23 protein-coding genes, 1 tRNA gene and 1 pseudogene are annotated in these 23547 nt (G+C 66.9%); 22 read left to right on the forward strand and 3 right to left on the reverse strand.

Annotation, left to right across the window (positions count from 1 at the left end; genetic code table 11):
* The first annotated feature begins 2 nt into the window (after positions 1-2).
* The 16 genes from leuD to iscR all read left to right on the forward strand — a co-directional run bounded on the left by leuD (position 3) and on the right by iscR (position 16637).
* A complete protein-coding gene (gene leuD, locus D577_RS0100935; protein ID WP_018945726.1) occupies positions 3-641 on the forward strand; it encodes a 3-isopropylmalate dehydratase small subunit in 639 nt (212 codons plus the stop codon).
* A 152-nt stretch (positions 642-793) separates the two neighbouring features.
* Positions 794-1870, forward strand: coding sequence for a 3-isopropylmalate dehydrogenase (gene leuB / locus D577_RS0100940; RefSeq protein WP_208854533.1), 1077 nt, complete (start codon positions 794-796; stop codon positions 1868-1870).
* A gap of 29 nt (positions 1871-1899) precedes the next feature.
* The gene (locus D577_RS0100945) at positions 1900-2925 is read left to right on the forward strand and encodes an aspartate-semialdehyde dehydrogenase (RefSeq protein ID WP_018870826.1); all 1026 of its coding nucleotides are present in this window, start codon (positions 1900-1902) and stop codon (positions 2923-2925) included.
* A gap of 155 nt (positions 2926-3080) precedes the next feature.
* Positions 3081-5567, forward strand: a complete 2487-nt coding sequence (locus D577_RS0100950; protein WP_018945728.1) for a FimV/HubP family polar landmark protein — start codon at positions 3081-3083, stop codon at positions 5565-5567.
* Positions 5568-5656: 89 nt separating this feature from the next.
* On the forward strand, positions 5657-6331 hold the full coding sequence (locus D577_RS0100955) for a hypothetical protein (RefSeq protein ID WP_018945729.1): 675 nt from the start codon (positions 5657-5659) through the stop codon (positions 6329-6331).
* Positions 6332-6368: 37 nt separating this feature from the next.
* Positions 6369-7196 carry a tRNA pseudouridine(38-40) synthase TruA gene (truA, locus tag D577_RS0100960; RefSeq protein WP_018945730.1) on the forward strand — a complete coding sequence of 276 codons (828 nt, stop codon included), beginning with the start codon at positions 6369-6371 and terminating at the stop codon, positions 7194-7196.
* A gap of 57 nt (positions 7197-7253) precedes the next feature.
* Positions 7254-7889 (forward strand): phosphoribosylanthranilate isomerase, encoded by a 636-nt coding sequence (locus D577_RS0100965; RefSeq protein ID WP_018945731.1) that lies wholly within the window; start codon positions 7254-7256, stop codon positions 7887-7889.
* Complete coding sequence (trpB, locus tag D577_RS0100970) at positions 7882-9093, forward strand: tryptophan synthase subunit beta (RefSeq protein ID WP_018945732.1); 1212 nt, start codon at positions 7882-7884, stop codon at positions 9091-9093. Before D577_RS0100965 ends, trpB begins: the two co-directional genes overlap by 8 nt.
* Entirely contained in the window at positions 9090-9923 is an 834-nt protein-coding gene (gene trpA, locus D577_RS0100975) for a tryptophan synthase subunit alpha (RefSeq protein WP_018945733.1), read from the forward strand. Before trpB ends, trpA begins: the two co-directional genes overlap by 4 nt.
* A gap of 32 nt (positions 9924-9955) precedes the next feature.
* Positions 9956-10921, forward strand: a complete 966-nt coding sequence (gene accD, locus D577_RS0100980; protein ID WP_018945734.1) for an acetyl-CoA carboxylase, carboxyltransferase subunit beta — start codon at positions 9956-9958, stop codon at positions 10919-10921.
* Positions 10922-10925: 4 nt separating this feature from the next.
* A complete protein-coding gene (locus D577_RS0100985; RefSeq protein WP_018945735.1) occupies positions 10926-12284 on the forward strand; it encodes a folylpolyglutamate synthase/dihydrofolate synthase family protein in 1359 nt (452 codons plus the stop codon).
* Complete coding sequence (locus D577_RS0100990; RefSeq protein ID WP_018945736.1) at positions 12260-12916, forward strand: SPOR domain-containing protein; 657 nt, start codon at positions 12260-12262, stop codon at positions 12914-12916. Before D577_RS0100985 ends, D577_RS0100990 begins: the two co-directional genes overlap by 25 nt.
* Positions 12917-12970: 54 nt before the next feature.
* Positions 12971-13561: a CvpA family protein gene (locus tag D577_RS0100995; protein WP_018945737.1), complete on the forward strand. Its 591-nt coding sequence runs from the start codon at positions 12971-12973 to the stop codon at positions 13559-13561.
* Between the two features lie 90 nt (positions 13562-13651).
* Positions 13652-15163 (forward strand): amidophosphoribosyltransferase, encoded by a 1512-nt coding sequence (purF, locus tag D577_RS0101000; RefSeq protein ID WP_018945738.1) that lies wholly within the window; start codon positions 13652-13654, stop codon positions 15161-15163.
* Positions 15164-15168: 5 nt separating this feature from the next.
* Positions 15169-15726, forward strand: a complete 558-nt coding sequence (locus tag D577_RS0101005) for a L,D-transpeptidase (protein ID WP_026288831.1) — start codon at positions 15169-15171, stop codon at positions 15724-15726.
* Between the two features lie 431 nt (positions 15727-16157).
* Positions 16158-16637: a Fe-S cluster assembly transcriptional regulator IscR gene (iscR, locus tag D577_RS0101010; protein ID WP_018936055.1), complete on the forward strand. Its 480-nt coding sequence runs from the start codon at positions 16158-16160 to the stop codon at positions 16635-16637.
* Between the two features lie 111 nt (positions 16638-16748).
* Here the strand turns inward: iscR and D577_RS0101020 are convergent, their stop codons facing one another.
* Positions 16749-17564 (reverse strand): TIGR01458 family HAD-type hydrolase, encoded by an 816-nt coding sequence (locus D577_RS0101020; protein WP_018945741.1) that lies wholly within the window; start codon positions 17562-17564, stop codon positions 16749-16751.
* A 30-nt stretch (positions 17565-17594) separates the two neighbouring features.
* Entirely contained in the window at positions 17595-18206 is a 612-nt protein-coding gene (locus D577_RS0101025; RefSeq protein ID WP_018945742.1) for a methyltransferase domain-containing protein, read from the reverse strand.
* A 109-nt stretch (positions 18207-18315) separates the two neighbouring features.
* On the opposite strand from D577_RS0101025, the gene D577_RS0101030 reads away from it, so the two are divergent.
* From D577_RS0101030 to D577_RS14520, 3 genes and pseudogenes are all read left to right on the forward strand, one after another.
* Positions 18316-19029, forward strand: a complete 714-nt coding sequence (locus tag D577_RS0101030) for an MBL fold metallo-hydrolase (RefSeq protein ID WP_018945743.1) — start codon at positions 18316-18318, stop codon at positions 19027-19029.
* Between the two features lie 64 nt (positions 19030-19093).
* Positions 19094-19170 (forward strand) — tRNA-Arg (locus tag D577_RS0101035).
* A 173-nt stretch (positions 19171-19343) separates the two neighbouring features.
* Positions 19344-19763, forward strand: a pseudogene (locus D577_RS14520) (hypothetical protein); the annotation flags it as partial.
* On the opposite strand, the gene D577_RS0101040 reads toward D577_RS14520, so the two are convergent.
* A complete protein-coding gene (locus D577_RS0101040; RefSeq protein WP_155985555.1) occupies positions 19654-20508 on the reverse strand; it encodes a BspA family leucine-rich repeat surface protein in 855 nt (284 codons plus the stop codon). The pseudogene D577_RS14520 and the gene D577_RS0101040 overlap by 110 nt on opposite strands.
* 247 nt (positions 20509-20755) lie before the next feature.
* On the opposite strand from D577_RS0101040, the gene D577_RS0101045 reads away from it, so the two are divergent.
* The 3 genes from D577_RS0101045 (at position 20756) to D577_RS0101055 (ending at position 23545) form a co-directional block, all read left to right on the forward strand.
* Positions 20756-21688, forward strand: a complete 933-nt coding sequence (locus tag D577_RS0101045; RefSeq protein ID WP_026288832.1) for an aldo/keto reductase — start codon at positions 20756-20758, stop codon at positions 21686-21688.
* 103 nt (positions 21689-21791) lie between these two features.
* Positions 21792-22454: a DUF6064 family protein gene (locus tag D577_RS0101050; RefSeq protein WP_018945746.1), complete on the forward strand. Its 663-nt coding sequence runs from the start codon at positions 21792-21794 to the stop codon at positions 22452-22454.
* A gap of 251 nt (positions 22455-22705) precedes the next feature.
* Entirely contained in the window at positions 22706-23545 is an 840-nt protein-coding gene (locus tag D577_RS0101055; RefSeq protein WP_077243443.1) for a S1C family serine protease, read from the forward strand.
* Positions 23546-23547 lie beyond the last annotated feature (2 nt).

The raw sequence follows: 23547 nt of genomic DNA on the forward strand, positions 1-23547 counted from the left end.
CGATGCAGGCCTTTACCGTGCACAAGGGGATCGTCGCGCCGCTGGACCGCTCCAACGTCGATACCGACGCGATCATCCCCAAGCAGTACCTGAAGTCGGTGAAGCGCACCGGCTTCGGCCCCAACGCGTTCGACGACTGGCGCTACCTGGACCCGGGCGAGCCGGGCATGGACCACTCGCAGCGCCGGCCGAACCCCGACTTCGTGCTCAACCGGCCGCCGTATGACCAGGCGACCATCCTGCTGGCGCGCAAGAACTTCGGCTGCGGTTCCTCGCGCGAGCACGCGGTGTGGGCGCTGACCGACTTCGGCTTTCGCGCGGTGATCGCGCCGTCGTTCGCCGACATCTTTTTCTCCAACAGCTGCAAGAACGGGCTGCTGCCGGTGGTGCTGGCCGAGGACGAGGTGCAGAACCTGTTCGAGCAGGTCGAAGCGAATCCGGGCGCGCAGGTCGAGGTCAACCTGGAAGAGATGACCGTGACCGCGCCGGACGCTACGGTGTTCCGCTTCACGCTGGATGAGGACCGCCGCCACCGCCTGCTGCACGGGCTGGACGACATTGCCCTGACCCTGCAGTTCGCGGACGATATTCGTGCCTATGAAGAACGCCTGCGGCAGGAACGCCCGTGGATGGTGGAATAACGGTCTGGCCGACCGGGCGCCGGGACGGGGTTACCCCCGTAGGAGGCCAGCCCTCTGGCCGATGGAGCCTGTCCTGGCGCCCAATCGGCCAGAGGGCTGGCCTCCTGCGGGTGGAAAAGAAATTCGATAGATCTGATGGTTAGGAGAGGTTTGTGAACCGAATTCTGGTATTGCCCGGTGACGGGATCGGGCCCGAGATCGTGGCGGAGGCGCTGAAGGTGCTGGAACGCGTCGCCGAGATCGGCGGCCTCGAACTGGAGATCGAACAGGGCCTGATCGGCGGGGCGGCGCATGATGCGGCCGGGCACCCCTACCCCGAGGCGACGCGGGAGCAGGCGCGCCGCGCCGATGCGATCCTGCTGGGCGCGGTCGGCGGCCCGCAGTACGAATCCCTGGAACGCGATCTGCGCCCCGAGCGCGGCCTGCTGGGGATCCGTTCCGATCTCGAACTGTTCGCCAATCTGCGCCCGGCGATCCTCTACCCGCAGCTGGCTTCGGCCTCCACCCTCAAGCCCGAGGTGGTGAGCGGGCTGGATCTGCTGATCGTGCGCGAACTGACCGGGGGTATCTACTTCAGCCAGCCGCGCGGCATCGAACAGCGCGACGGGCAGCGCTACGGTTACAACACCGCCGGCTACACCGAATCCGAGATCGAGCGCATCGCGCGGGTCGGATTCGAGGCCGCGATGAAGCGCAACAAGCGCCTGTGCTCGGTGGACAAGGCCAATGTGCTGGAGGTCTCGGAGCTGTGGCGCGAGGTGGTGGAGCGCGTGGGCAAGGAGTTCCCCGAGGTCGAACTGTCCCACATGTATGTGGACAACGCGGCCATGCAGCTGGTGCGCGACCCCAAGCAGTTCGACGTGATGGTGACCAGCAACATGTTCGGGGACATTCTTTCGGATGCCGCGGCGATGCTGACCGGGTCCATCGGCATGCTGCCCTCGGCCTCGCTGAACAGCGAGGGCGTCGGCCTGTACGAACCGATCCATGGCTCCGCGCCGGACATTGCCGGGCAGGGCAAGGCCAATCCGATGGCGACCGTGCTGTCGATTGCCATGATGCTGCGGCACAGCCTCAACCGCAACGACCTTGCCGAACGTCTGGAAGCCGCGGTGGGGCGGGTGCTCGATCAGGGCCTGCGGACCCCGGACATCCATGGCGACGGCATGCAGCTGGTGTCGACCCAGGGTATGGGCGATGCCCTGGTCGCTGCGCTGGACGACGCCTGACACCCTTTTTAACGTTACAGGACCCCGACATGAGTGATCGCAAGTTCAACGTGGCCGTCGTCGGCGCCACCGGTGCCGTCGGCGAGACCCTGCTCTCCATCCTGGCCGAGCGCGACCTGCCGCTGGACCGGGTGCATGCCCTTGCCAGCGAACGCTCGGCCGGCAGCACCGTCTCCTACGGGAACCGCGAGCTGATTGTGGAGGACCTCGCGCAGTTCGATTTTTCGCAGGTGGATATCGGGCTGTTCTCGCCGGGAGCGTCGGTGTCGAAGGAATACGCGCCGAAGGCGGCCGCGGCCGGATGCGTGGTGATCGACAACACCTCGCAGTTCCGTTATGACCCCGAGATCCCGCTGGTGATCCCGGAGGTCAATCCGGATGCGGTGGGCGACTACGAGCGCCACGGGATCATCGCCAATCCCAACTGCTCCACCATCCAGATGCTGGTCGCGCTCAAGCCGCTGCACGACGCCGTCGGCGTGGAACGCGTGAACGTGGCCACCTATCAGGCGGTTTCCGGTACCGGCAAGGACGCGATCGAGGAGCTGGCGCACCAGACTGCGGCCCTGCTGAACGGTCGCCCGGTGGAATGCAGCGTCTACCCCAAGCAGATCGCGTTCAACGCGCTGCCGCATATCGATGTCTTCCAGGATAACGGCTACACCAAGGAAGAAATGAAGATGGTCTGGGAGACCCGCAAGATCATGGGCGACGAGTCCATCCAGATGAACCCCACGGCGGTGCGCATCCCGGTGTTCTACGGGCATTCCGAAGCGCTGCACATCGAAACCCGCGAGAAGATCTCGGCCGAACGCGCGCGCGAATTGCTGGCGGCCGCACCGGGCATCGAGGTGCTGGATCGCCACGAGGACGGAGGGTACCCGACCGCCGTGACCGAAAGCAGCGGCACCGATGCGGTGTACGTCGGCCGTATCCGCGAGGACATTTCGCATCCCCGCGGACTGGATATGTGGGTGGTTTCCGATAATGTGCGCAAGGGCGCAGCCTTGAACACGATCCAGATCGCCGAGGTTTTGATCCGCGATTACCTGTGATTAAATCCCACAATATGCCGGGGATCTGGTAGCCTCATTGTTCAAGGGGCCGGGCAACAGCCCGTGTCGGCAGAGACACGGGCGGCCCCGGACAGCAACCACGCACACACAGGGGGACGTTCGTGCGCAAGTTACTATTCGGGCTCATTATTCTTTTGCTGGTCGCGCCGGCCTCTTCCAGCTCCGTGGGGCTGGGCGATCCCCAGATCCGGTCCACGTTGAACCAGGCGCTGGATGTCCGGGTGGCGCTGCGCGGAGAGGCGGCGACCGATGAATCGCTGCAGGTGCGTCAGGCCTCCGAAGAACGGTACCGCCGGGCGGGACTGGACCGGGGCCGCGTGCCGGGGGACCTGCGGGTTGAACTGCGTGGCGAAGGGCAGGATCGCGAGGTCGTCCTGCGCACCCGCGAGCCCGTGCGCGAGCCCTACATCGGGATCCTTCTGGAAGCCCGCTGGGACGGGGGGCGCAGTTATCGTGAACTCAACCTGCTGCTGGATCCTCCGGGAACGCTTCCGGATGATCGTGCGGCGGCACGCACCACCGCGACCGATGACGACCGCCGGGCCCCGCAGGACACCTATCGCGTACGCTCGGGCGACACGCTGTATGCGATCGTGCAGCGGGCAGGGCTGAGCGGGGTCAGCAACGAGCAGGCCATGCTCGCGTTCCTGCGGGAAAATCCCGATGCCTTTATCGATGGCAACGTCAATGCGCTGCGTGCCGACGTGGAACTGAGCACGCCCGATCGTGCGGCGCTGGAAGCGGTGGACGCCGCCGGGGCGCGCGAAGAGATCCAGCGTCAGACCGAAGACTGGCAGGCGCGTACGCGTCCCGAACCGGAGCCGGAGCCCGAGCCCGAGGTCGCCGAAGAGGTGACCGAGGAGGCGGATCCGGACGCGGCCGAAGAAGCCGTCGAGGAAGAGGTGAGAGACGAGCCCGAGGAAGACGCCGAAGCTCGTGAAGAGGAATCCGAACGCGAAGACGGCGAAGCCGTGGCGGCCGAAGACGATGCGGACGCAGTGGATGACCGTCTCGAAATCGTTACCGACGTGCTGCCGGAAGGTGAGGAAGCGGCGCTGATCGCCGAATCGCCCGAAGTCGTCCAGGAGGCCCTGATCTCGCAGCGTGCCGAAATGGACGAAATGCGGGAAGAAATCGCTCGCATGCGCGAATCCCTGCAGGATCGCGAACAGGTGGCCGAGATCGCCAGCGAGGAACTGGCCACGCTGGAAGGCCAGCTCGCGGAGCTGCAGGACGAGCGGGCGGAACTGCGGGCGCGCATGGAAGAGGCCGAGGCCGAACGTGACGCTCCGCTGCACCAGCGGATCATGAACGACCCGCTGCTGATGATGATGGCCATCGCCCTGGTCGTGTTGCTGGTGCTGGTTCTGCTGGCATTCGCCCGCGGCGGTCGTGGTGGCGGCCCGGGTGGCCCGGGCGGCGACCGCAACGCCCGGGTGGACAACTCCGGCGTGAAGGCGACCCCGGATCCGCGCAGCGGCTACGAGGCCCGCGAGGAGGCGTCCGAGGCGTCCGAGGCGTCCGTTTCGGGCGCCGCGGTGGCGGGTGCCACGGGGGTGGCTGCCGGAGGCGCCGTTGCCGCCTCGACTGGCGACTCCGCTGCGGAACCGCAGGACGAGGTTCCGGCCACTCCGGCGCGCCCGGGCGGTGGGGACGACACGGGCATGAGCCAGGCGGAAGAAGCGGTGGGCGAGCCGACCCCGGTTGGTGAAAGCGGGGCGTCGGAAACCGCGGGCATGAGCGCCGACGATGTGCTGGCCGAGGTGGATGTCTGCCTCGCCTACGGCATGAACGATCAGGCCGTCGATACCCTGTCCTCGGCCATCGACGATGAGCCCGGCAATCTCCAGTATCGCCTGAAGCTGGTGGAGGCGTTCTCGGCTCAGGGACGCGACTCCGAGATGCGCCAGGCCGCGGCCAGCCTGCGCGAACGCCTGGGTCCGGAACACGGCGAGATCCGCGAGAAACTCGCGGACCTGGAAGCCGGCTCGGGCGACGCTTCTGCGGCCGCGGGCGCGCCGGCCGCGGACTCCGCGGCCAGTGAACCGGCCGATGAAGCCGGCGAGTTCGACCTGTCCGGCTTTGCCGAGGTACAGGAGGCGTCGGGTTCGGGCGAGCCGACGGCGCCGGAAAAGGCGGCCGGTGAGCTCGATGGCGGCATGGATTTCGAGGCCGATACCGGGCTCGACGAAGAACTGGCCGCTGCCAGCCAGGGTTCGGAAGCCGGGAATGCGGCGGGGGATCTCGACGACCTCGACAATCTGTCCTTTGATATCGAGGAGTCGGATCTGCCGTCCTCCGATGACAGTCAGCCTGCCGGTGGCGATGCCGGCGGCGATGTGCCGTCCATGGATCTGGACGAGTTGCTGGGCGACGAAGCAGGCGCTGGCGAGCCACCGGTTGCGTCCGCGGAAGCAGACGAACCGGCGGCGGAGGAACCCGCGGCTCCGGCGGCCGAAGGCGAAGATGATAACGAGACCCGGCTGAATCTGGCCCAGGCCTATGCGGACATGGGTGACCAGGAAGGTGCGCAGGACCTGATCGACGAGATCATGGCCTCCGGGTCGGATGAAGAGAAAGAGCGGGCCCGGGCGATCCAGGACCAGCTGAAAGACGCCTGACGGGGTGGTCGGTCGGCGGGTTCGCCCGCGGTCCGGACCGTACCGGCGAGAGGGGCCTGCGGGCCCCTTTTCGCGTTGGGGAGGTGGTCATGCAACTGGCGATCGGGGCCCTGGGGGCCGTTCTGCTCTTGTCGGGGGCCGTGCTGACGGCATCCCCGGTGGCCGTCTCCGTGACGGTGCCGGCCCTGCTGCTGGCCCCGGGGCTGCGAGCGTTCCCGTGGGAACGTGCGGTGCGCATGTGGTGGCGCATGAAATGGTTCTACCTGTCACTGGCCCTTTTCTTCGGGCTGTGGCCCGTGGGTGGAGGCACCGCGGCGGGGCTGCTGGAGGCAGCTACGCGGATCGTGGCGCTGATGCTGGTGGTGCTGGCCGTGGTCTGGCTGACGGATCGGTACGCGCGCACGGAACTGGTGCCGGCCCTGGGCAGCGTGCTGGGCGGTCGGCGGGGTTCAGCGCTGGGGGCCGGACACTCTTTCGCGCGCCGGCTGTTCCTGGCGCTGGAGGCGTTCGAACGCGACCGGGCCGGAATCGAAGCTCGGCGGGGCCGGCTGTCGGGGGACCGCAGGGCGAGGGTGGATGCGGTGCGTGAATGGCTGGTGCAGCGGCTGGACGCGGCCCTGGATCCGGCCGAATCGGAACAGCCCGCTCCGGGCTCCCCGATGCCGGTGCGCGAGGATCGCTGGCGGGGAGTGGAGACCGGCTGGATGGCGCTGGTGGGAATGGTCGCACTGGGGTTGCAGTGGGGCGGTTGGGTGACGGGATGAACCGGCACCGAGGAAAGACGGGGAGTACGGGCAGCGGATGGGCGAGACAAGGGAACCGGAGGCGGGCTTGCAGCGCTGGGCGGCCGGGGTCGAATACGACGGTACGCCGTGGCTGGGCTGGCAGCGGCAGAAGGACGGGCCCAGTGTGCAGGAGAAACTGGAGAAGGCGCTTGGCTTTGTCGCGGATCACCCGCTGGAGCTGACCTGCGCCGGAAGAACCGATGCGGGGGTGCATGCCACGGCTCAGGTGGTGCATTTCGACACCGCGAGCCGGCGTGAGGCGCATGCCTGGATCCTGGGGGGCAACACCAACCTGCCGGATTCGATTGCGATTCGCTGGGCGCAGCCGGTCGCACCGGCGTTCCATGCCCGTTTCGCGGCGCGTTCCCGCCGGTATCGCTACGTGATCGCGAACCGACCCGTGCGGCCGGGTCTGGAGGCGGGCCGCGTGGCCTGGTGGCGGCGGCCGCTGGATGTCGCGCGGATGCAGGAGGCGGCGCGGCATTTTGTCGGCGAGCAGGATTTCACCAGTCTGCGCGCGGCGGCCTGTCAGGCGAAGTCGCCGGTGCGCCGCGTGCACGAACTGACGGTCCGACGGCGCGGTGAGTACGTGCTGGTGGACGTGCATGCCAATGCGTTTCTGCATCATATGGTGCGTAACATCGCGGGCGTACTGCTGGCGGTGGGCGACGGCCGGGCACAACCGGACTGGCCCCGCGAGGTGCTGGCGGCGCGGGATCGGCGCCAGTCGGGGATCACGGCGCCGGCCGGGGGGCTGTACTTCGTGCAGGTGGAATACCCGCCGGAATTTGCGATGCCGGACCAGGAGGCGCCGGTTCTGGGACCGGTGCCGGCCAGTGTGTAAGGGTGATCCCGGGCAGGGTATCCGCGGGAATCAGGCGCGTTCTGGTAGGCTTGGCCCATGCGTTATCGGATCAAGATCTGCGGGGTCACGACCCCGGAACAGGCGCGCGCGGCGGCTGAGGCCGGGGCCGATGCCGTGGGCCTGGTGTTCCATCCGGCCAGTCGGCGTTGCGTGGGCGCGGAGCAGGCGGCCGGGATTGCCGCGGCGCTGCCGCCGCTGGTGAGCGCCGTGGGTCTGTTCGTGGATCCGGATCCCCGGCGGGTGGAGGAGGTCCTGGACGTCGTGCCGCTGGACTGCCTGCAGTTTCACGGGAACGAGGAGGCGGCGGACTGTACGCGGTTCGGCCGGCCGTATCTGAAGGCGGTCGCGATGGCCGGCGATGCGGATCCGCGCCGGGCGATGGACGCGCACCCGCAGGCACGCGGGTTCCTGCTCGACAGCCACGGTGGCGGGCGTACCGGCGGAACCGGCCACCGCTTCGACTGGTCGCGGATCCCGCCCGACCTGCCACGGCCGTGGCTGCTGGCCGGCGGGCTGGATCCCGAGTTGGTACAGGCGGCATTGAACGTAACGTGCCCCTGGGGGGTCGACGTGAGTTCCGGGGTGGAGTCCGCACCCGGGATCAAGGAACCGGAACGCATGCGCGCCTTCGTGCGCGCGGTGCGACGCAACGAGGTGACACTGAATGAGTGAAGCGATCGACTGGGGGGCGTTCCCGGATGCCCGCGGGCATTTCGGCGTGTACGGCGGGCGGTTCGTGTCGGAGACCCTGATGGGGGCGCTGGACGAACTGCAGGACGTGTACGAACGCTACATGAAGGACCCGGCATTTCTGGCCGAGCTGGATCGCGATCTGCGGCAGTTCGTGGGGCGGCCGAATCCGCTCTATCACGCGGAGCGGCTGTCGCGCGAGCTGGGCGGCGCGCAGATCTATCTCAAGCGCGAGGATCTCAACCACACCGGCGCGCACAAGGTGAACAACACCATTGGCCAGGCACTGCTGGCGCGGCATCTCGGCAAGAAGCGCATCATCGCCGAGACCGGGGCCGGGCAGCACGGCGTGGCCACCGCCACCGTCGCGGCTCGGCTGGGGCTGGAGTGCGTGATCTACATGGGCGAGGAAGATACCCGCCGTCAGGCCCCCAACGTCTACCGCATGCGCCTGCTGGGCGCCGAGGTGGTGCCGGTGACCTCCGGGACCCGCACCCTGAAGGATGCCCTGAACGAGGCGATGCGCGACTGGGTCACCAACGTCGACGACACGTTCTACATCATTGGCACGGTCGCCGGTCCGCACCCGTATCCGGCCATGGTCCGCGACTTTCAGGCGGTGATCGGACGCGAGGCCCGCGAGCAGCACGTGGAAGCGACCGGTCGCCTCCCCGATACCCTGGTGGCCTGCGTGGGTGGCGGTTCCAACGCCATCGGTCTGTTCCATCCGTTTCTGGCGGATGAGTCCGTGGAGATGGTCGGCGTGGAAGCCGGCGGCGAGGGCGTGGACACTGGCCGCCATTCCGCGCCGCTGGGCGCCGGGCGCCCCGGCGTGCTGCACGGCAACCGCACCTACCTGATGGAAGACGACAACGGCCAGATCATCGGCACGCACTCCATCTCGGCCGGGCTGGACTACCCCGGCGTGGGGCCGGAGCATGCGTGGCTGAAGGACATCGGCCGGGCGAGCTACGTGTCGGTGACCGACGATCAGGCCCTGGCCGGCTTCCACCGCCTGACCCGCACCGAGGGCATCATCCCGGCGCTGGAAACCAGCCATGCGATCGCGCACGTGCTCGAGCTGGCGCCCACCATGCGTCCGGACCAGAGCATCATCGTCAACCTGTCCGGCCGTGGCGACAAGGATCTCGCCACCGTGGCCGACCGCGAGGGGATTACGCTGTGAGCCGCATCCAGCAACGCTTCGAACAATGCCGTGGGGCCGGGCGTGCGGCCCTGGTGCCCTACATCACCGCGGGCGACCCGGAACCGGGCGCCACGGTCGACCTGATGCATGCGCTGGTCGACGCCGGCGCGGACCTGGTCGAACTCGGGGTCCCGTTTTCCGACCCGATGGCCGACGGGCCGGTGATCCAGCGCGCGCACGAGCGGGCCCTGCAGCATGGCACCGGGCTGCGCGACGTGCTGGAGATGGTGCGTCAGTTCCGGGAACGCGACGCGGATACGCCGGTGGTGCTGATGGGGTATCTCAACCCGGTGGAACGCATGGGCTTCGAGGCATTCGCCGAGGCTGCGGCTGCCGCTGGCCTGGACGGCCTGCTGACGGTGGACCTGCCGCCGGAGGAATGCGACGAGGTGACCGGCCTGCTCGATCGGGCGGGAATTGACCCGATCTTCCTGGTGGCACCGACGACCTCCAGCGAGCGTATCGGTCACCTGGCCCGCGCTGCGCGCGGGTTTGTGTATTACGTCTCGCTCAAGGGTGTAACCGGTTCGCAGAGTCTGGATCCCTCGGCGCTGAATGAGCGTCTGGACGCGATCCGCCAATACACCGATCTGCCCCTGGGCGTAGGCTTCGGGATCCGCGATGCGGAATCTGCGGCGGCCGTGGCGCGGGTGGCCGACGCGGTGGTGGTTGGCAGTGCGCTGGTCAGTCTGGCGGAGGCCCATCCGGGGGATTCGGCGGGCTTCATCCGTGCGGCGGCGGACAAACTCGGTGAGATGCGTCGCGCGATGGATGCGGCACGCTCCACGAGTGCCGCCGGCTCGGTGTAGAATGCGCGTTTTGCGTCCGTGACGGAGTCGGCATGAGCTGGTTCGAAAAGTTGATGCCCTCGCGCATCCGCACCGACAACGCGAACAAGCGCGGGGTCCCGGAAGGTCTGTGGGTGCGTTGCGAAGGTTGTGATGCCACGCTCTACCGTCCCGAGGTGGAGCGCAATCTGGATGTCTGCCCCAAGTGCGGGCATCACCGGCGCATGCACGCGCGGCGGCGTCTGGAGACCTTCCTCGACGAACAGGGACGCGAGGAGATTGCGGAAAACATCGAATCCTCGGATGTCCTCAAGTTCCGCGATTCCAAGAAATACAAGGACCGCCTCGCGGCCGCGCAGAAATCCACCGGTGAGCGCGACGCCCTGGTGGTGATGGAAGGGCAGCTGCTGGGCCGGCCACTGGTGGCCTCGGCCTTCGATTTCCGCTTCATGGGCGGCTCCATGGGCTCGGCGGTCGGCGAGCGCTTCGTGCGCGGTGCGGATCGGGCGCTGGAGAAACAGATCCCGCTGGTCTGCTTCAGCGCCTCGGGCGGAGCGCGCATGCAGGAGGCGCTGTTCTCGCTGCTGCAGATGGCCAAGACCAGCGCGGTACTGGCGCGCCTGCGCGAGGAGCGCATCCCGTTCGTCTCGGTGATGACCGACCCCACCATGGGCGGGGTTTCGGCCAGTCTGGCCATGCTGGGCGATGTCAACGCGGCGGAACCCCAGGCGCTGATCGGTTTTGCCGGTCCGCGGGTGATCGAGCAGACGGTGCGCGAGACCCTGCCGGAGGGCTTTCAGCGCTCGGAATTCCTGCTGGATCATGGCGCCATCGACATGATTGTCGACCGTCGTGAGATGCGCACCCGCATGGCGTCCATCCTGGGCATGATGATGCACGCGCCGGCCCCGGGCGAGGATCCCGAGCCCGGAAGCCGCGAAGCCCATTCCGGTTCCGTGGACGCGGCCGTGCCGGCCACCGCGGGAGCGGACGAAAGCCGCGGCCGGCCGGCCGACTGAGGCCGTGCGCTTCGAACGTCTCGACGACTGGCTGAGCTGGCAGGAGACCCTGCACCCGGTCGCCATGGATCTGACCCTGGAGCGGGTGACCCTGGTCGCCGATCGCCTGGGGCTGTGCCGGCATGCGCCGCGTACGGTGCTGGTGGCCGGGACCAACGGCAAGGGCAGTGTGGCCACGCGAACCGCGGGCCTGCTGCAGGCGATGGGTCTGCGCACCGGTCTGTTCACCTCCCCCCATCTGGTTCGCTACAACGAACGCATTCGCATCAACGGCGTCGAAGCCGAGGACGATGCGCTGTGCCGGGCCTTTGACGCGGTGGATCGGGCGCGGGGCGAGGACTCGCTGACCTATTTCGAATTCGCCGCGCTCGCCGCCGGCTGGCTTTTTCGCGAGGCCGCGGTGGACGTGCAGGTGCTGGAGGTGGGCCTGGGCGGGCGGCTGGACGCGACCAATATCTGGGACGCCGACATTGCCGTCATTACCGCGGTGGATCTGGATCATCAGAAATGGTTGGGTGACACCCGCGAGGCGATCGGGGCCGAAAAGGCGGGGATCCTGCGCGAGGCTCGCCCGCTGATGCTGGGCGACCCGGATCCGCCCGACAGCGTGCAGGCCAGGGCTCGCTTGCTCGACGTGCCGGTACGTCGGGTGGGCGAGGACTACGACCTGCAGCCTGCCGTGGGACGTGCGGATGCGCTGCAGTGGTGCTTCGAAGCCGAGGAGACCCTGCTGGAACTCGCGCCGGAGGCGGTCGCGAGCGTGGATGGTGCGGCACGCGTGAACCTGGCCACGGCCATGGCCGTGGTGGCGGGTCTCGGGCTGGAATATCGCCTTGACGGCGCCGTGGTGGAAGCCGCGTTGCGCAGCCAGGCGCCGGGTCGGCTGCAGCGGGTTCGCCCGGGTGGGGCCGAGCCCGAATGGTTGCTCGACGTAGCCCATAACGGGCATGCGGTCGCAGAACTGGCCCGCTGGCTGCGGGCGCGACCGGTATCGGGTCCGGTGGTCGCCGCCGTGGCGGTGATGGCCGACAAGGAGCGCGCCGCGATGTGGGCGGCCCTCGACGAGGTGGTCGACCACTGGGTGCCGCTGTCCCTGGATCTTCCGCGCGCGCTGCCGGCGGCCGATATGGCCGCGGAACTGGCCGCAGCCGGTGTCGACCGGGTCGAAGCCCCGGCGGCGAGCGTGGCGCAGGGGCTGGACCGGGCGCGGGAGCTGGCCGGGGCGTCGGGACGCGTGGTGGTGTTCGGGTCGTTCCACACCGTGGCTGCCGCCGCGACCGAAGGGCCCGCGTTCCTGGCCGAGGCGGCAGCCACGGCGACGCGCCCGGTGGAGCCGGTATGCGCGGGCGAGGTGTCACCGTGAGCGACGAGCCGGTTGTGCGTTATCGCCTGGTCGGCGCGGTGATCCTGATCGCGCTCGCGGTGATTTTCCTGCCATGGGTGTTCGACGGGGCGGGTTACCAGTACATGACGGACGCGGAAGACCCGGTCCCCGAGGCACCGCAGTTCGCCGAGCCGGACGTGCCGTTGCCGTCGGAACGTGACATGCGCATGCGCGATGAAGCACCGGAGGACGAGATGGAAACGCCCGGTATGGATACGTCGCGCGTTGCGGAGGCGCGGAGATTGCCATCGGACCGTGACGCGGAAGATGACGAAGATGACATGGCCGGGGACGACTCTGTGGCCAGTCCCGAAACCGAGGCGGCGCAGGGGCCGGAGCCGCTGCGGCGCGAGGGGGAGCCGACGCAGGAGGTCACCAGTGGATGGGCGGTCCAGGTCGGCAGTTACCGGGACGGGGACAATGCGCGCGAACAGGAACAGGCCCTGCGGGATGCCGGTCTGGCGGCGTTTGTCGAGGACGTGACGGTGGACGGCGAGACCGTCTACCGGGTCAAGGTCGGGCCTCGGGCCGATCGCGAAGCGGCGATCCGCCTGCGCGAGGACCTGGAAGAAGAACGGGATTTGTCCGGGATCGTGGTGACCTTCCCCTGAAGGCCGCCACGCATCGATGTACGTGTTCCAGCAAGCCTGCGATAGACTGACACCGTGAACTGGATCGACCTTGTCATTATTGCCCTGATCGCCGTATCAGGGGTGATCAGCCTGTTCCGCGGATTCGTGCGCGAGACCTTCTCGCTGGCGACGTGGATCGTGGGCGTATGGGTGGGCATCCGCTTTGCCGCTGACGTCGCCGTGATCCTGCCGGACGCCGTCCCGGACGAGACCGTGCGGCTCGCAATCGGCTTCGCGGTGCTGTTCATTGCCGTGCTGATCGTAGGCGGCCTGCTGGGCGTGCTGGCGGGCAAGCTGGTGAAGGGGACCGGGCTCACCGGCACCGACCGTGCCCTGGGCGTCATCTTTGGTGCTCTGCGCGGTGTGGTGCTGGTGGCCATGCTGGTGTTCCTCGCCTCGCTGACCCTGATGCCGGAGGAGGGCTGGTGGGAGCGCAGCATGCTCATCCCGCATTTCGAGCGCGTGGTCGACTGGATGCTGGGACTGCTCCCCGAAGACTGGCGGGAACATCTGGAGGGTCTGCTGTCCGGAGGCGAGACGGACGCGGGCGCCCACGGGGAGGCCCCGTTCCCGTTCGAGTCCGGGGTCGAACCGGATGCCGAACCGCCGGACACGCCGCAATAGGACGTCAGCCGTAAATTACATCACCCGTCGAAACGAATCACCGATCCGGCCCGATCACGCAAGGGCCATCCCGAACCCCCTGGAGTCAGTATGTGCGGAGTTGTCGGAATCGTTGGCCGTTCCCCGGTCAATCAGCCCATTTATGATGCCCTGCTGGTGCTGCAGCACCGTGGCCAGGATGCCGCGGGCATCGTGACCTGCGACGATGACGGGCGGCTGCATTTGCGCAAGGACAACGGGCTGGTGCGCGATGTGTTCAACAATCACCACATGCAGACGCTGACCGGCAACATGGGGATCGGCCATGTGCGTTATCCCACCGCCGGTTCCTCGTCTTCGGCCGAGGCCCAGCCCTTCTACGTGAATTCGCCGTTCGGCATCACGCTGGGGCACAACGGTAATCTGACCAATGCCGGGGAGCTCAAGCACGAGCTGTTCGCCACCGACCGCCGCCACATCAATACCGACTCCGACTCCGAGATCCTGCTCAATGTCTTCGCCCAGGAGCTGCTCCGTTTCATCGACAACGGCCTGACGCCGGACTCTGTCTTTGATGCGGTGGAACGGGTGCACCAGCGGGCGCGCGGGGCGTACGGCGTGGTGGCCATGATCGCCGGCCGCGGGATGCTGGCGTTCCGCGACCCGCAGGGGATCCGGCCGCTGGTCTACGGCTCGCGCGAAGCCGAAGACGGGCAAGGCCTTGAATGGATGGCGGCCTCGGAAAGCGCGGCGCTGGAATCCCTGGGTTTCGAACTGGAGCGCGATCTGGCACCGGGCGAGGCTCTGTTCATCACCCCCGACGGCGAGGTGTACACGCGGGAATGTGCGGAAAACACGCGGCTGACGCCCTGCATCTTCGAGCACGTCTATTTCGCCCGGCCCGATTCGGTGATCGACAACGTATTCGTTCATCGCGCACGCATGCGCATGGGCACGGCGCTGGGCGAGAAGATCCGCCGCGAGTGGCCGGATCACGATATCGACGTGATTGTGCCCATCCCCGACACGGGGCGCACCGTCGCGCTGGAGATGGCCCACGAGCTGGACATCAAGTACCGCGAGGGCTTCATCAAGAACCGCTACATCGGCCGGACCTTCATCATGCCGGGGCAGACCAAGCGGCAGAAGTCGGTACGGCAGAAGCTCAATGCCATCTCGCTGGAGTTCCGCGGCAAGAACGTGATGCTGGTGGACGATTCCATCGTGCGCGGGACCACTTCGCGCGAGATCGTGCTGATGGCACGCGAGGCCGGGGCGAGGAAGGTGTATTTTGCCTCCGCCGCGCCGCCGGTGCGCTATCCCAATGTCTACGGGATCGACATGCCGGCCGCGCAAGAACTCATCGCCCACGGACGCGACGAGGACGAGGTCTGCGAGGCCATTGCCGCCGATCGGCTGATCTACCAGGACCTGGATGACCTGAAGGCTGCGGTGTGGCGCGGAAACCGCTCGATCGACGAATTCGACTGCTCGGTATTTACCGGCGAATACGTGACCGAGCTGCCGGATGGCTATCTGGACCAGCTGGCCGCGGCACGGGCCGACGGCGTGAAAAACACCCCGGTCGCGGGCGAAGTCCTCGATCTGGCCAACAAGAAGTAGGCGACGTGACATTGCCCTCGCTCGAATGGATCGAACCGGTGGTGGCCGACGCCCGCGAGCGGGCGCGGGCGTCGGCCGATCTGCCAGTGGTCGTGGTCCGCGTCGACCAGCAGCGCCTCTACGTGTGGGAGGACGGCCGGGTGACCGACATCTTCGAGGTGTCCACCGCCGAGAACGGCGTGGGTAACGAGGACGGGAGCCTCAAGACCCCGCCGGGTCTGCATCGCATCGCCGAGCGCTTCGGCGAGGGGGCCCCGAAGGGCACCATCTTCCGCGCCCGGGGCAATACCGGGCAGACGGCCGAGATCCTCACCGGCCCTGATGAGCGCAGTCCGCGTGACAACATCACCTCGCGGATCCTGTGGCTGGAAGGTCTGGAAGATGGCGTGAACCGGGGCGAGGGCATCGACTCGCTGCAGCGTTACATCTACATCCACGGTACCGATGAGGAGGGCCGCATCGGACAGCCGGCCTCGCACGGGTGTGTGCGCATGCGCAATGACGAGGTGATCGAGCTGTTCCCGCGGCTTCCCGTGGGGACCCCGGTCCAGATCCTCCCCTGACTCGATTTCGTCCCGCCGCACGGCGCTCTCCGTTAGGGAAACACTGATCAGTGTTTCCCTGGTCGGGCGCGGTTGCGCTGCAGTTGGTCCCCGACTCCTCGTTCGATTCCACTCCCTCCCCGGCAAGGGTTCGATTGCCGAGGCCGCGGCGTCGAAAAACTTTACGCATTTTGTGCCTTTCTGTATTGCGTCCAGCATAGTCTCGGCCTGAAAGAGGAAAAAAGTCCCTTCTACCTCTGGAACTTTGGCGATTTTTGAATATCCTAATGAGTAGAACCGTTAGAAAAGCGTGAAATCTGTCAAAACGCTTGTTAGGATAGCGGAATTATTCCTGACCATGGTTGTCGGGAACTAGGAACGGAATCTGTTGCCATAAGGACTGGGAAAAGGAACAAGGCGACATACCGACCACGATTTCGGAGGCGAAAGACATGAAACTCTCGACCAAGGGCCGCTATGCGGTGACAGCAATGATGGACCTGGCGATTCACGACCGGATCGGTCCGGTGACCCTCGCCGACATTTCCCAGTGCCAGGGGATCTCCCTGTCCTATCTGGAGCAGCTGTTCGCGAAGCTGCGCAAGGCGGGTCTGGTCGAAGGGGTCCGCGGTCCCGGCGGTGGTTACCGCCTGGCCAAGCGTGCTGACCAGATCAGCGTCGCCAACATCATCACGGCGGTGGATGAGTCGGTGGACGTGACCCGCTGCAAGGGTCACAAGGACTGCCAGGAAGGCGATCGCTGCCTGACCCACGAGCTGTGGGACGAGCTGAGCCAGCAGCTGTACGATTTTCTCGACGGCATCACCCTGGCGCAGTTCGCCAACCGTCCGGAAGTGCAGAAGGTGGCGCGGCAGCAGGACGAGCGTCGCGGCGCCCGGCACCACTTCATCTTCCGTAACGACGCCGCCTGATCACGATCCCCGGTGCGGCCCGCTCTCGCGGGTCGTGCCGGGCTCGTGGTCCGGTACCCTTTCCGCCCCGTCGGTCTTCTCCCCCCGGAAGTCCGTCGGGGCGGTCCTCATTCAGGGGCGTTCCCGCTCGGGATGGCAGGCGGGATCCAGCAGGCCGTCCACGACATCCGCCAGATCGCCCGCCAGTCCCGCGCCGGGGTGACCGCACAGGTTCTCGTCGCCGGGCTGGTACTTGCCCGTCTGCACCAGGCAGGCGGCCATGCCCGCGTCCAGAGCCCCTTCGACGTCCGACGTGACGTCGTCTCCCACAACCAGGACCTCTTCCGGGCTCAAGTCGAGATCGGCGACGGCCGCATGGAACAGCCGGGGGTCGGGTTTGCCGAAGTTCTCGGCGGTCACGTCCGCTGCGAATTCCAGCGCCCGCACGAAGGGACCCAGATCCAGGGACAGGCCGTCCGCCTCGCGAAAATACCGGTTAACGCCCATCACCCACAGGGGGGCGCCCTGCATCAGCGTGCGGAATGCACGGTTGAGATGGGCATAGTCGAAGGCCTCTCCCATGTCGCCGAGGACGACGACATCGGGATCATCCGTGGCCATATCCTCGAACTCCGGCGCCAGATCCGGGTTGAGCAGCAGGAGCGGTCGCCGCCCTTCGGCCTGCAGGCGCGTATGGATGGCCGCGGGGGCGGTCGCCAGATGTTCGGGCGGGATGGTAAAGCCGATGGACGAGAGTTCGCGCACGATGCGGGCGCGCGAATGGCGCGTGGTATTGGTCACGTAGCGCAGGGGATATCCGGCGGTCTGCAGTCGCCGGAGGGCTTCGGCGACCCCGGGGATCGCGCGGTCGCCCACATACAGCACGCCGGAGAGATCCAGGAGCACCGCGCGGATGCCGTTGAGGCCACTGGGTGGCTGCAGGAACATGGTCACCTCCCGGCCGTCGGGCGGCCCGTATCAGCGCCGGATCAGGCGGCGCAGGATTTCATGCTTGCCGTTGAAGTGCTCCGTGGCCCCGGCGTCGTCGCGCCAGATCCAGTGCTCCTCGGGAAACAGTGCCTGCATGTCGGGCAGGGCGCAATGATAGGGTGGCCCGCCTTCGCGCCCGGTCTGCATGAAGCAGGCGAACAGCTCCCCACCCGGGCGCAGCCAGCGCCACAGGCGCTCGGCGTAGGCTTCCCACTGCGCGGGCGGCAGGGCACACAGCGAGGTCTGTTCGTAGATGGCGTCCGCGGGCGCCGCTGGCATCCAGTCGAGCATGTCCGCCTGTACGGCCGCCGCGTGTGCCTGCAGGCCCCGGTGTTTCAGCTCTGCCTGCAGGTGTTCGACCGGGGTGGGCGCCACGTCCAGGCCGGTGACCCGGAAGCCGCGTTCGGCCAGCGCCGGCACCTCGTGGCCATAGCCGCAGCCCGGTACCAGCACGTGGGCCCCGGGCCGCAGGTCGGTGAGCGCCAGCCAGCGCTCCAGAGAAGGGCTGGGTTCGCCCCGGTCCCAGCGGGTCGAGCCCGCGTCATAACGGGCCTGCCAGTGCTGTTCGGGGTTTTCGGCTTCGGGCGCGGAACTTTGCATGACGTTTCGGGATTCCACAGGATGTAGGTTTCTCCCTTATGGTAGCCGGCCCGCGTTTCGGGCCGGAATCGCGACAGCATTACCACGGACATCATCACGGAGACAGCCAATGCCCCAGTCCAGTGCGCTTCCCTATCGGATCCATCGCCAGGAACTCGGTCCCATGGAGAACTTCGTCTACCTGATCGAAGATGTGGGCAGCCGGCGCGCCGCCGTGGTGGATCCGGCCTGGGACCCCGACGCGATCCTGCGCCAGGCGCGGGAACAGGACGTGGAGATCAGCGACATCCTGCTGACCCACAGCCACCACGACCACATCAATGGCATCGAGGCGATCCTCGAGTACAACCCCTCGGCGCGTCTGCACCTGCTCAAGCCCGAGGCGGAGTTCTGGGGCCGCGACCTGGAACAGCCGCAGCTGCACCACGGTGGCGATCGCTTCATGCTCGGCGACACCGAGATCCGCCTGCTGCACACCCCCGGTCATACCCCGGGCTCGACCTGCTTCCACATGCCGGCCGGCGACGACCTCATCACCGGGGATACCCTGTTCGTGTTCGGCTGCGGCCGTTGCGATCTGCACGGCGGCGACCCCGAGCAGATGTTCCATACCCTGAAGGGCCTGCGCGAGGGCCTGCCGGAGCACACCTGCATCCATCCCGGGCACAACTATGCGGAAAAGCCCGAATCGACGCTGGCCGAGGAAGAAGAGGGCAACCCCTTCATGCACTTCGAGGCGGTGGACGACTTCGTCCACTACCGCATGCACGAACATGACCGCGTTCGCAGCCAGCCGTATCACCCCGTGCCGCGCAAGCGCTGAAAGGATTCGTTCGGGGGGCTTGCATCACTCCGTCCGGATCCCCATAATTCGCGTTTCAGTCGACGCGCCCGTAGCTCAGCTGGATAGAGTACCTGGCTACGAACCAGGCGGTCGGAGGTTCGAATCCTCCCGGGCGCGCCATTATTTCGAGAAAGGGATCAGTGACTTACAGTCGCTGGTCCCTTTTTCATTTGGGGCCTCGAAAGCCTCTGTGACCATTGTGTGACTACCCGGTGACGGGCCGGGATTGGTGCTGTCTTCCAGCCCGGGGAAAGGGCCGCCTGTCTTTGTGACCGAACACGGCGGCGCGGGAGACGCAGCTCTTCTCGGAATCACACATCAAGGCAAGGGCTCGGCCGGTGACGGAATATCTGGTGGGCGGAACCCGCCGCCCGTTTCTGCATGCACAGCTGCGGATCCAGCCGGGCCGTTCACCAGAGCAACGCCGAATGCTCAGCGAGCGTGTGCTGGACGTCCTCTGCTCGAGGGCCCAACAGGCCGTGGTGACCGTGGAGGTGGTCGAAATGGAAGCGGCGAGCTACGCTTGGCATTATCCCGAGACATCGACCGGCCGTTTGCAGGCCCGGGGATTCGCGGGCAGAGCCATGTGTGGCAACGCCGGCTTCAGCCCGGCCCGGCAGGCAGCCTGCTTGAGTCAAACGCATCGGCACCGTCGAACATGCCGCTCATGTCGGTCACGCTGGAGACATCCCACTTGCCGATGTCCTGATTGAACGAAGAGGCCTGTTCGAACAGGTGGCTCATGTCCTCGATGCCGGAGACGTCCCAATGACCGATGTCGCCATCGAAGGAATGGCCCAGCGCAAACATACGGCTCAGGGAGCTCACGTCGGACAGATCGGGCGCATCGGTGGCATCGAGCGTCAGATTGACCGCGCCGGCGAAGGCGCCTTCCATGCTGGTCCACTCGATCGTCCCCCATTGCTCGACGGCCACCAGTCGTTGCGCGTTGTCCCCGGGGTGGATGTCGCCCCGCGCGGGCCTCTGGAAGTCCATTTGCGAGAGATCGAAATGAATGCGCGGAAACCTCCCGGTAATGGCGACCTGGTAGATACCGGGCTCGGCGTAAGCATGCGTCGGATCCGGGTCGGTGCCGGAGATCTCCTCGACGGTCCCGTCGCCCCAGTCGATGGTGAAGTGGTACTCGGTGGCCGGTGCCGTCGGGATGAAGATCTCATCGCCGGGTTCGCCGATTTCCCAGGTGGTGATGAAGGCGTCGGGGTCCTGCGCCGCGGCTGGCCGGGCAAGCGCCCCGCTCAGAAGGACGAGGGCCATGGCGATCCATGCAACATGGATCATGAAGCCGGAGCGTTGTTCGGACGGGGCGGAACGCGGGAAAGAGGCCATAAGCGGTTCGAGCTCCTGGGTCGATTTGGCGGTCCGGAATTCCGGGGTGGAGAAAACGCAAAGCGATGACGCGTGCCGGCATCGGCAGGCTGTTTCGAGCGATACTTGCACGCATGCAACGCCGTTGTGACTACATGAATGGAGGGGGTGTCAGCATGATCCGGAAGGCACTCCCCGGGACGTGCATCCCCCGTGGCCCGGAAACGACTGCCTGGCCGAGGCCGGCAGCGGCGGGCGATTCCGCCTCCCGCGCGTGTTCATGAAGGGCCCTCGTGGCCCGGCAAAGAACCGTGGGGGAACTTCAGGCCTCCGGACGGGGACGATCTGGTAGCCATCTCTGCATCGTGCGAGGCATCCCATGATTGATCGCCGGCGCTCGCGCCGTTCCTTTCTGAAGCTCGCCGCTGCCTCTGCAGCCGGTTGGTGGGCCAGCCTTTCGCCGGCGGGTTTTGCCGCCGAGCGCGCGCCCCATCGCAAGCCGATTCCGTCTTCTGGCGAGCGCATCCCGGTGATCGGGATGGGGACGTGGATTACCTTTAATGTCCCGGACGCGCCGGGTCCGATGGCGGTACGTCGCGAGATCCTGGGACGTTTTTTTGCCCGGGGCGGGGGCATGATCGACTCGTCGCCCATGTATGGCCGAGCGGAGGCAGTGGTGGGGGACTGCCTGCGTGCGCTGGATCGTCCCGAGGCCCTGTTCTCGGCGACCAAGATCTGGACCCGCAGTACCTCCACCGGTCGTGAGCAGCATGCGGATTCCCTGGATCTGTGGGGCGCGGGCCGCCTGGACCTGCAGCAGGTGCACAACCTGCAGAACTGGCAGGCGCATCTGGAGACCCTGCGTGAGCGACGCGAGGCCGGGGAGGTTCGCTACATCGGGATCACCACGTCGCACGGGCGGCGGCATGACGAGATGGAGCGCATCATGCGCTCGGAAGACCTCGATTTCGTCCAGCTTACCTACAATATCCTCGACCGCGAGGCGGAGCAGCGCCTGCTGCCACTGGCAACCGAGCGCGGTATTGCCGTGATCGCTAACCGCCCGTTCCGGCAAAAGGCCCTGATCGAGCGGTTCGAAGACCACCCGCTGCCGGACTGGGCGGCCGAGATCGAATGCGAGAACTGGCCCCAGTTCCTTCTCAAGTTCATCGTGTCCCATCCGGACGTGACCTGCGCGATCCCGGCGACCTCGGTCGTGGCCCACATGGGGGAGAACATGGGCGCGCTGTACGGACCCATGCCCGATGCAGCAATGCGCGAACGCATGGTTGCCTGGGTCGGCGACCTGTAGGAGGCTGACCCTCCGGCCGATTCGGCGTGCGACCAACCCCGTCGGCCAGAGGGGCGGCTTCCTGGAGAAACGGTTCTGAACCCACGGACATGGGAGTTGGTCAATGCTGCCGTTTGACGGATCCACCTGGCTGGCGATCCTCGAGCAATACAACCAGGCGATCTGGCCCCTGCACGGGGTGGCTGCGCTGTGCGTCCTGGCTGCGATCGCCCTGGCGTTCTCCGGGGCGCGTTTCGCCGGGCATGCGATTGGCGTGCTGCTGGGCGTGTTGTGGATCTGGATCGGGCTGATCTTCTTCGGTGGTTCGGTGGCGCCGTTTCACTTTGCCGCCGAGGAGCTGGCGGGCGTGTTCGTGGCGCAGGGTCTGATGATGGTGCTGGCCCTGACCGTGATGGGGCGGGGGGGCATCTTCGGCTGGCCCGGTGGCCGGACGGGTGTACTGGCGGTCGTGCTGGTGGTCTACGCTGTGGCCGCGCACCCACTACTCGGGCATCTGCTGACGGATACGCCCTGGTCGCAGCTGTCGTATGTCGGGGTGGCACCGGCTCCCACCATGCTGCTGACCCTGGCACTGTTGCTGCTGGCGCTTCCGCGGCCGCCGCTCATCGTGGCCATCATCCCGTTTCTGTGGGCGCTGGTCACGGGCTACATGGCCGCGGGCCTGGGGCTGGCCCTGGAGTACATCCCCGCGACGCTGGGTGTGGCGGCCTTTGCGGTCATGGTGGTGCGTCGTTTTCGGCGCAGCGAACCGTGGCTGGACGGTTGATCGTCGGATGCGGGGGCGTTGCCACGATGGCGGGTTGCGACATGCGGTGGGCAGGTCTCCGACCCAACCCGTCTCCCCGGTATTCGGGGGCTCCTCTTCGGTAATTGGCATGTGATGGTGGCACTCTCGAGCCGGGTGCTCGTACCCCTCTCATAACACCGCCACGAAAATCGGACCGTCTCACGGCACCCTCGGGGAAAATCGGGACTACACTCAGAGAGACACCCCGGGAACGCCGAGAGGAAAACGAAATGCCCTGGCTCATTGGAACCAGGCGTGGCCTCGCCGCCATCTCCGCCGTGTGTTCTGCAAGGAACGGGATCGCCCTGTCCGCGGTGTGGCTCGTCCTCGCCGGCCTGTTGCTTCAGCCGCTCCAGGCCGAAACCCTGCCCGAAACGGTCGAGCGTGTTGAGGGCTCCGTGCTGGGCATCGCCACCTTCCAGCCGACCCGCAGTCCGCGGATCGAATATCTGGCCACGGGTTTCGTCGTGGACGACGGCCGGCTGGTCGTGACCAATCGGCATGCGGTCCCGGAATCCCTGAATGATGACCAGCGCGAGCGGCTGGTCGTGGTCAGTGGTCAGGGCCGCGATACCGTGATCCGCAATGCCCGGGTGGTGGCACAGTCGCGCGAGCACGACCTGGCCTTGCTGCACATCGCTTCGCCGTCATTGCCGGCGCTGGAGCTGGGTTCTTCCGATTCCGTACGGGTCGGCGAGGAGGTTGCCTTCACCGGTTACCCTATCGGCATGATTCTGGGGCTGTATCCGGCCACTCACCGGGCCACGATCGCCGCGTGGACCCCGATGGTCATCCCGGCTCGCAGCTCCGGTGAACTGGATGCGAGGCGCATCCGCGCCTTGCGCGATGATCCCCCCATGGTGTTTCAACTGGATGGAACCGCCTACCCCGGGAACAGCGGCAGCCCGCTGTATCGCAAGCACGATGGCAAGGTGATCGGCGTAATCAATCAGACCTTCGTGCAGGGCGGCCGGGAGGCGGCGGTCGAGCGGCCGAGCGGGATCACCTACGCGATTCCGGCGGAACAGATTCGTCCCCTGATCCGCGAGTATCACTCCAGCGGGCAGTGATC

Source organism: Thioalkalivibrio sp. AKL17 (assembly GCF_000377885.1).
In the GTDB taxonomy this organism is placed as follows: domain Bacteria; phylum Pseudomonadota; class Gammaproteobacteria; order Ectothiorhodospirales; family Ectothiorhodospiraceae; genus Thioalkalivibrio; species Thioalkalivibrio halophilus.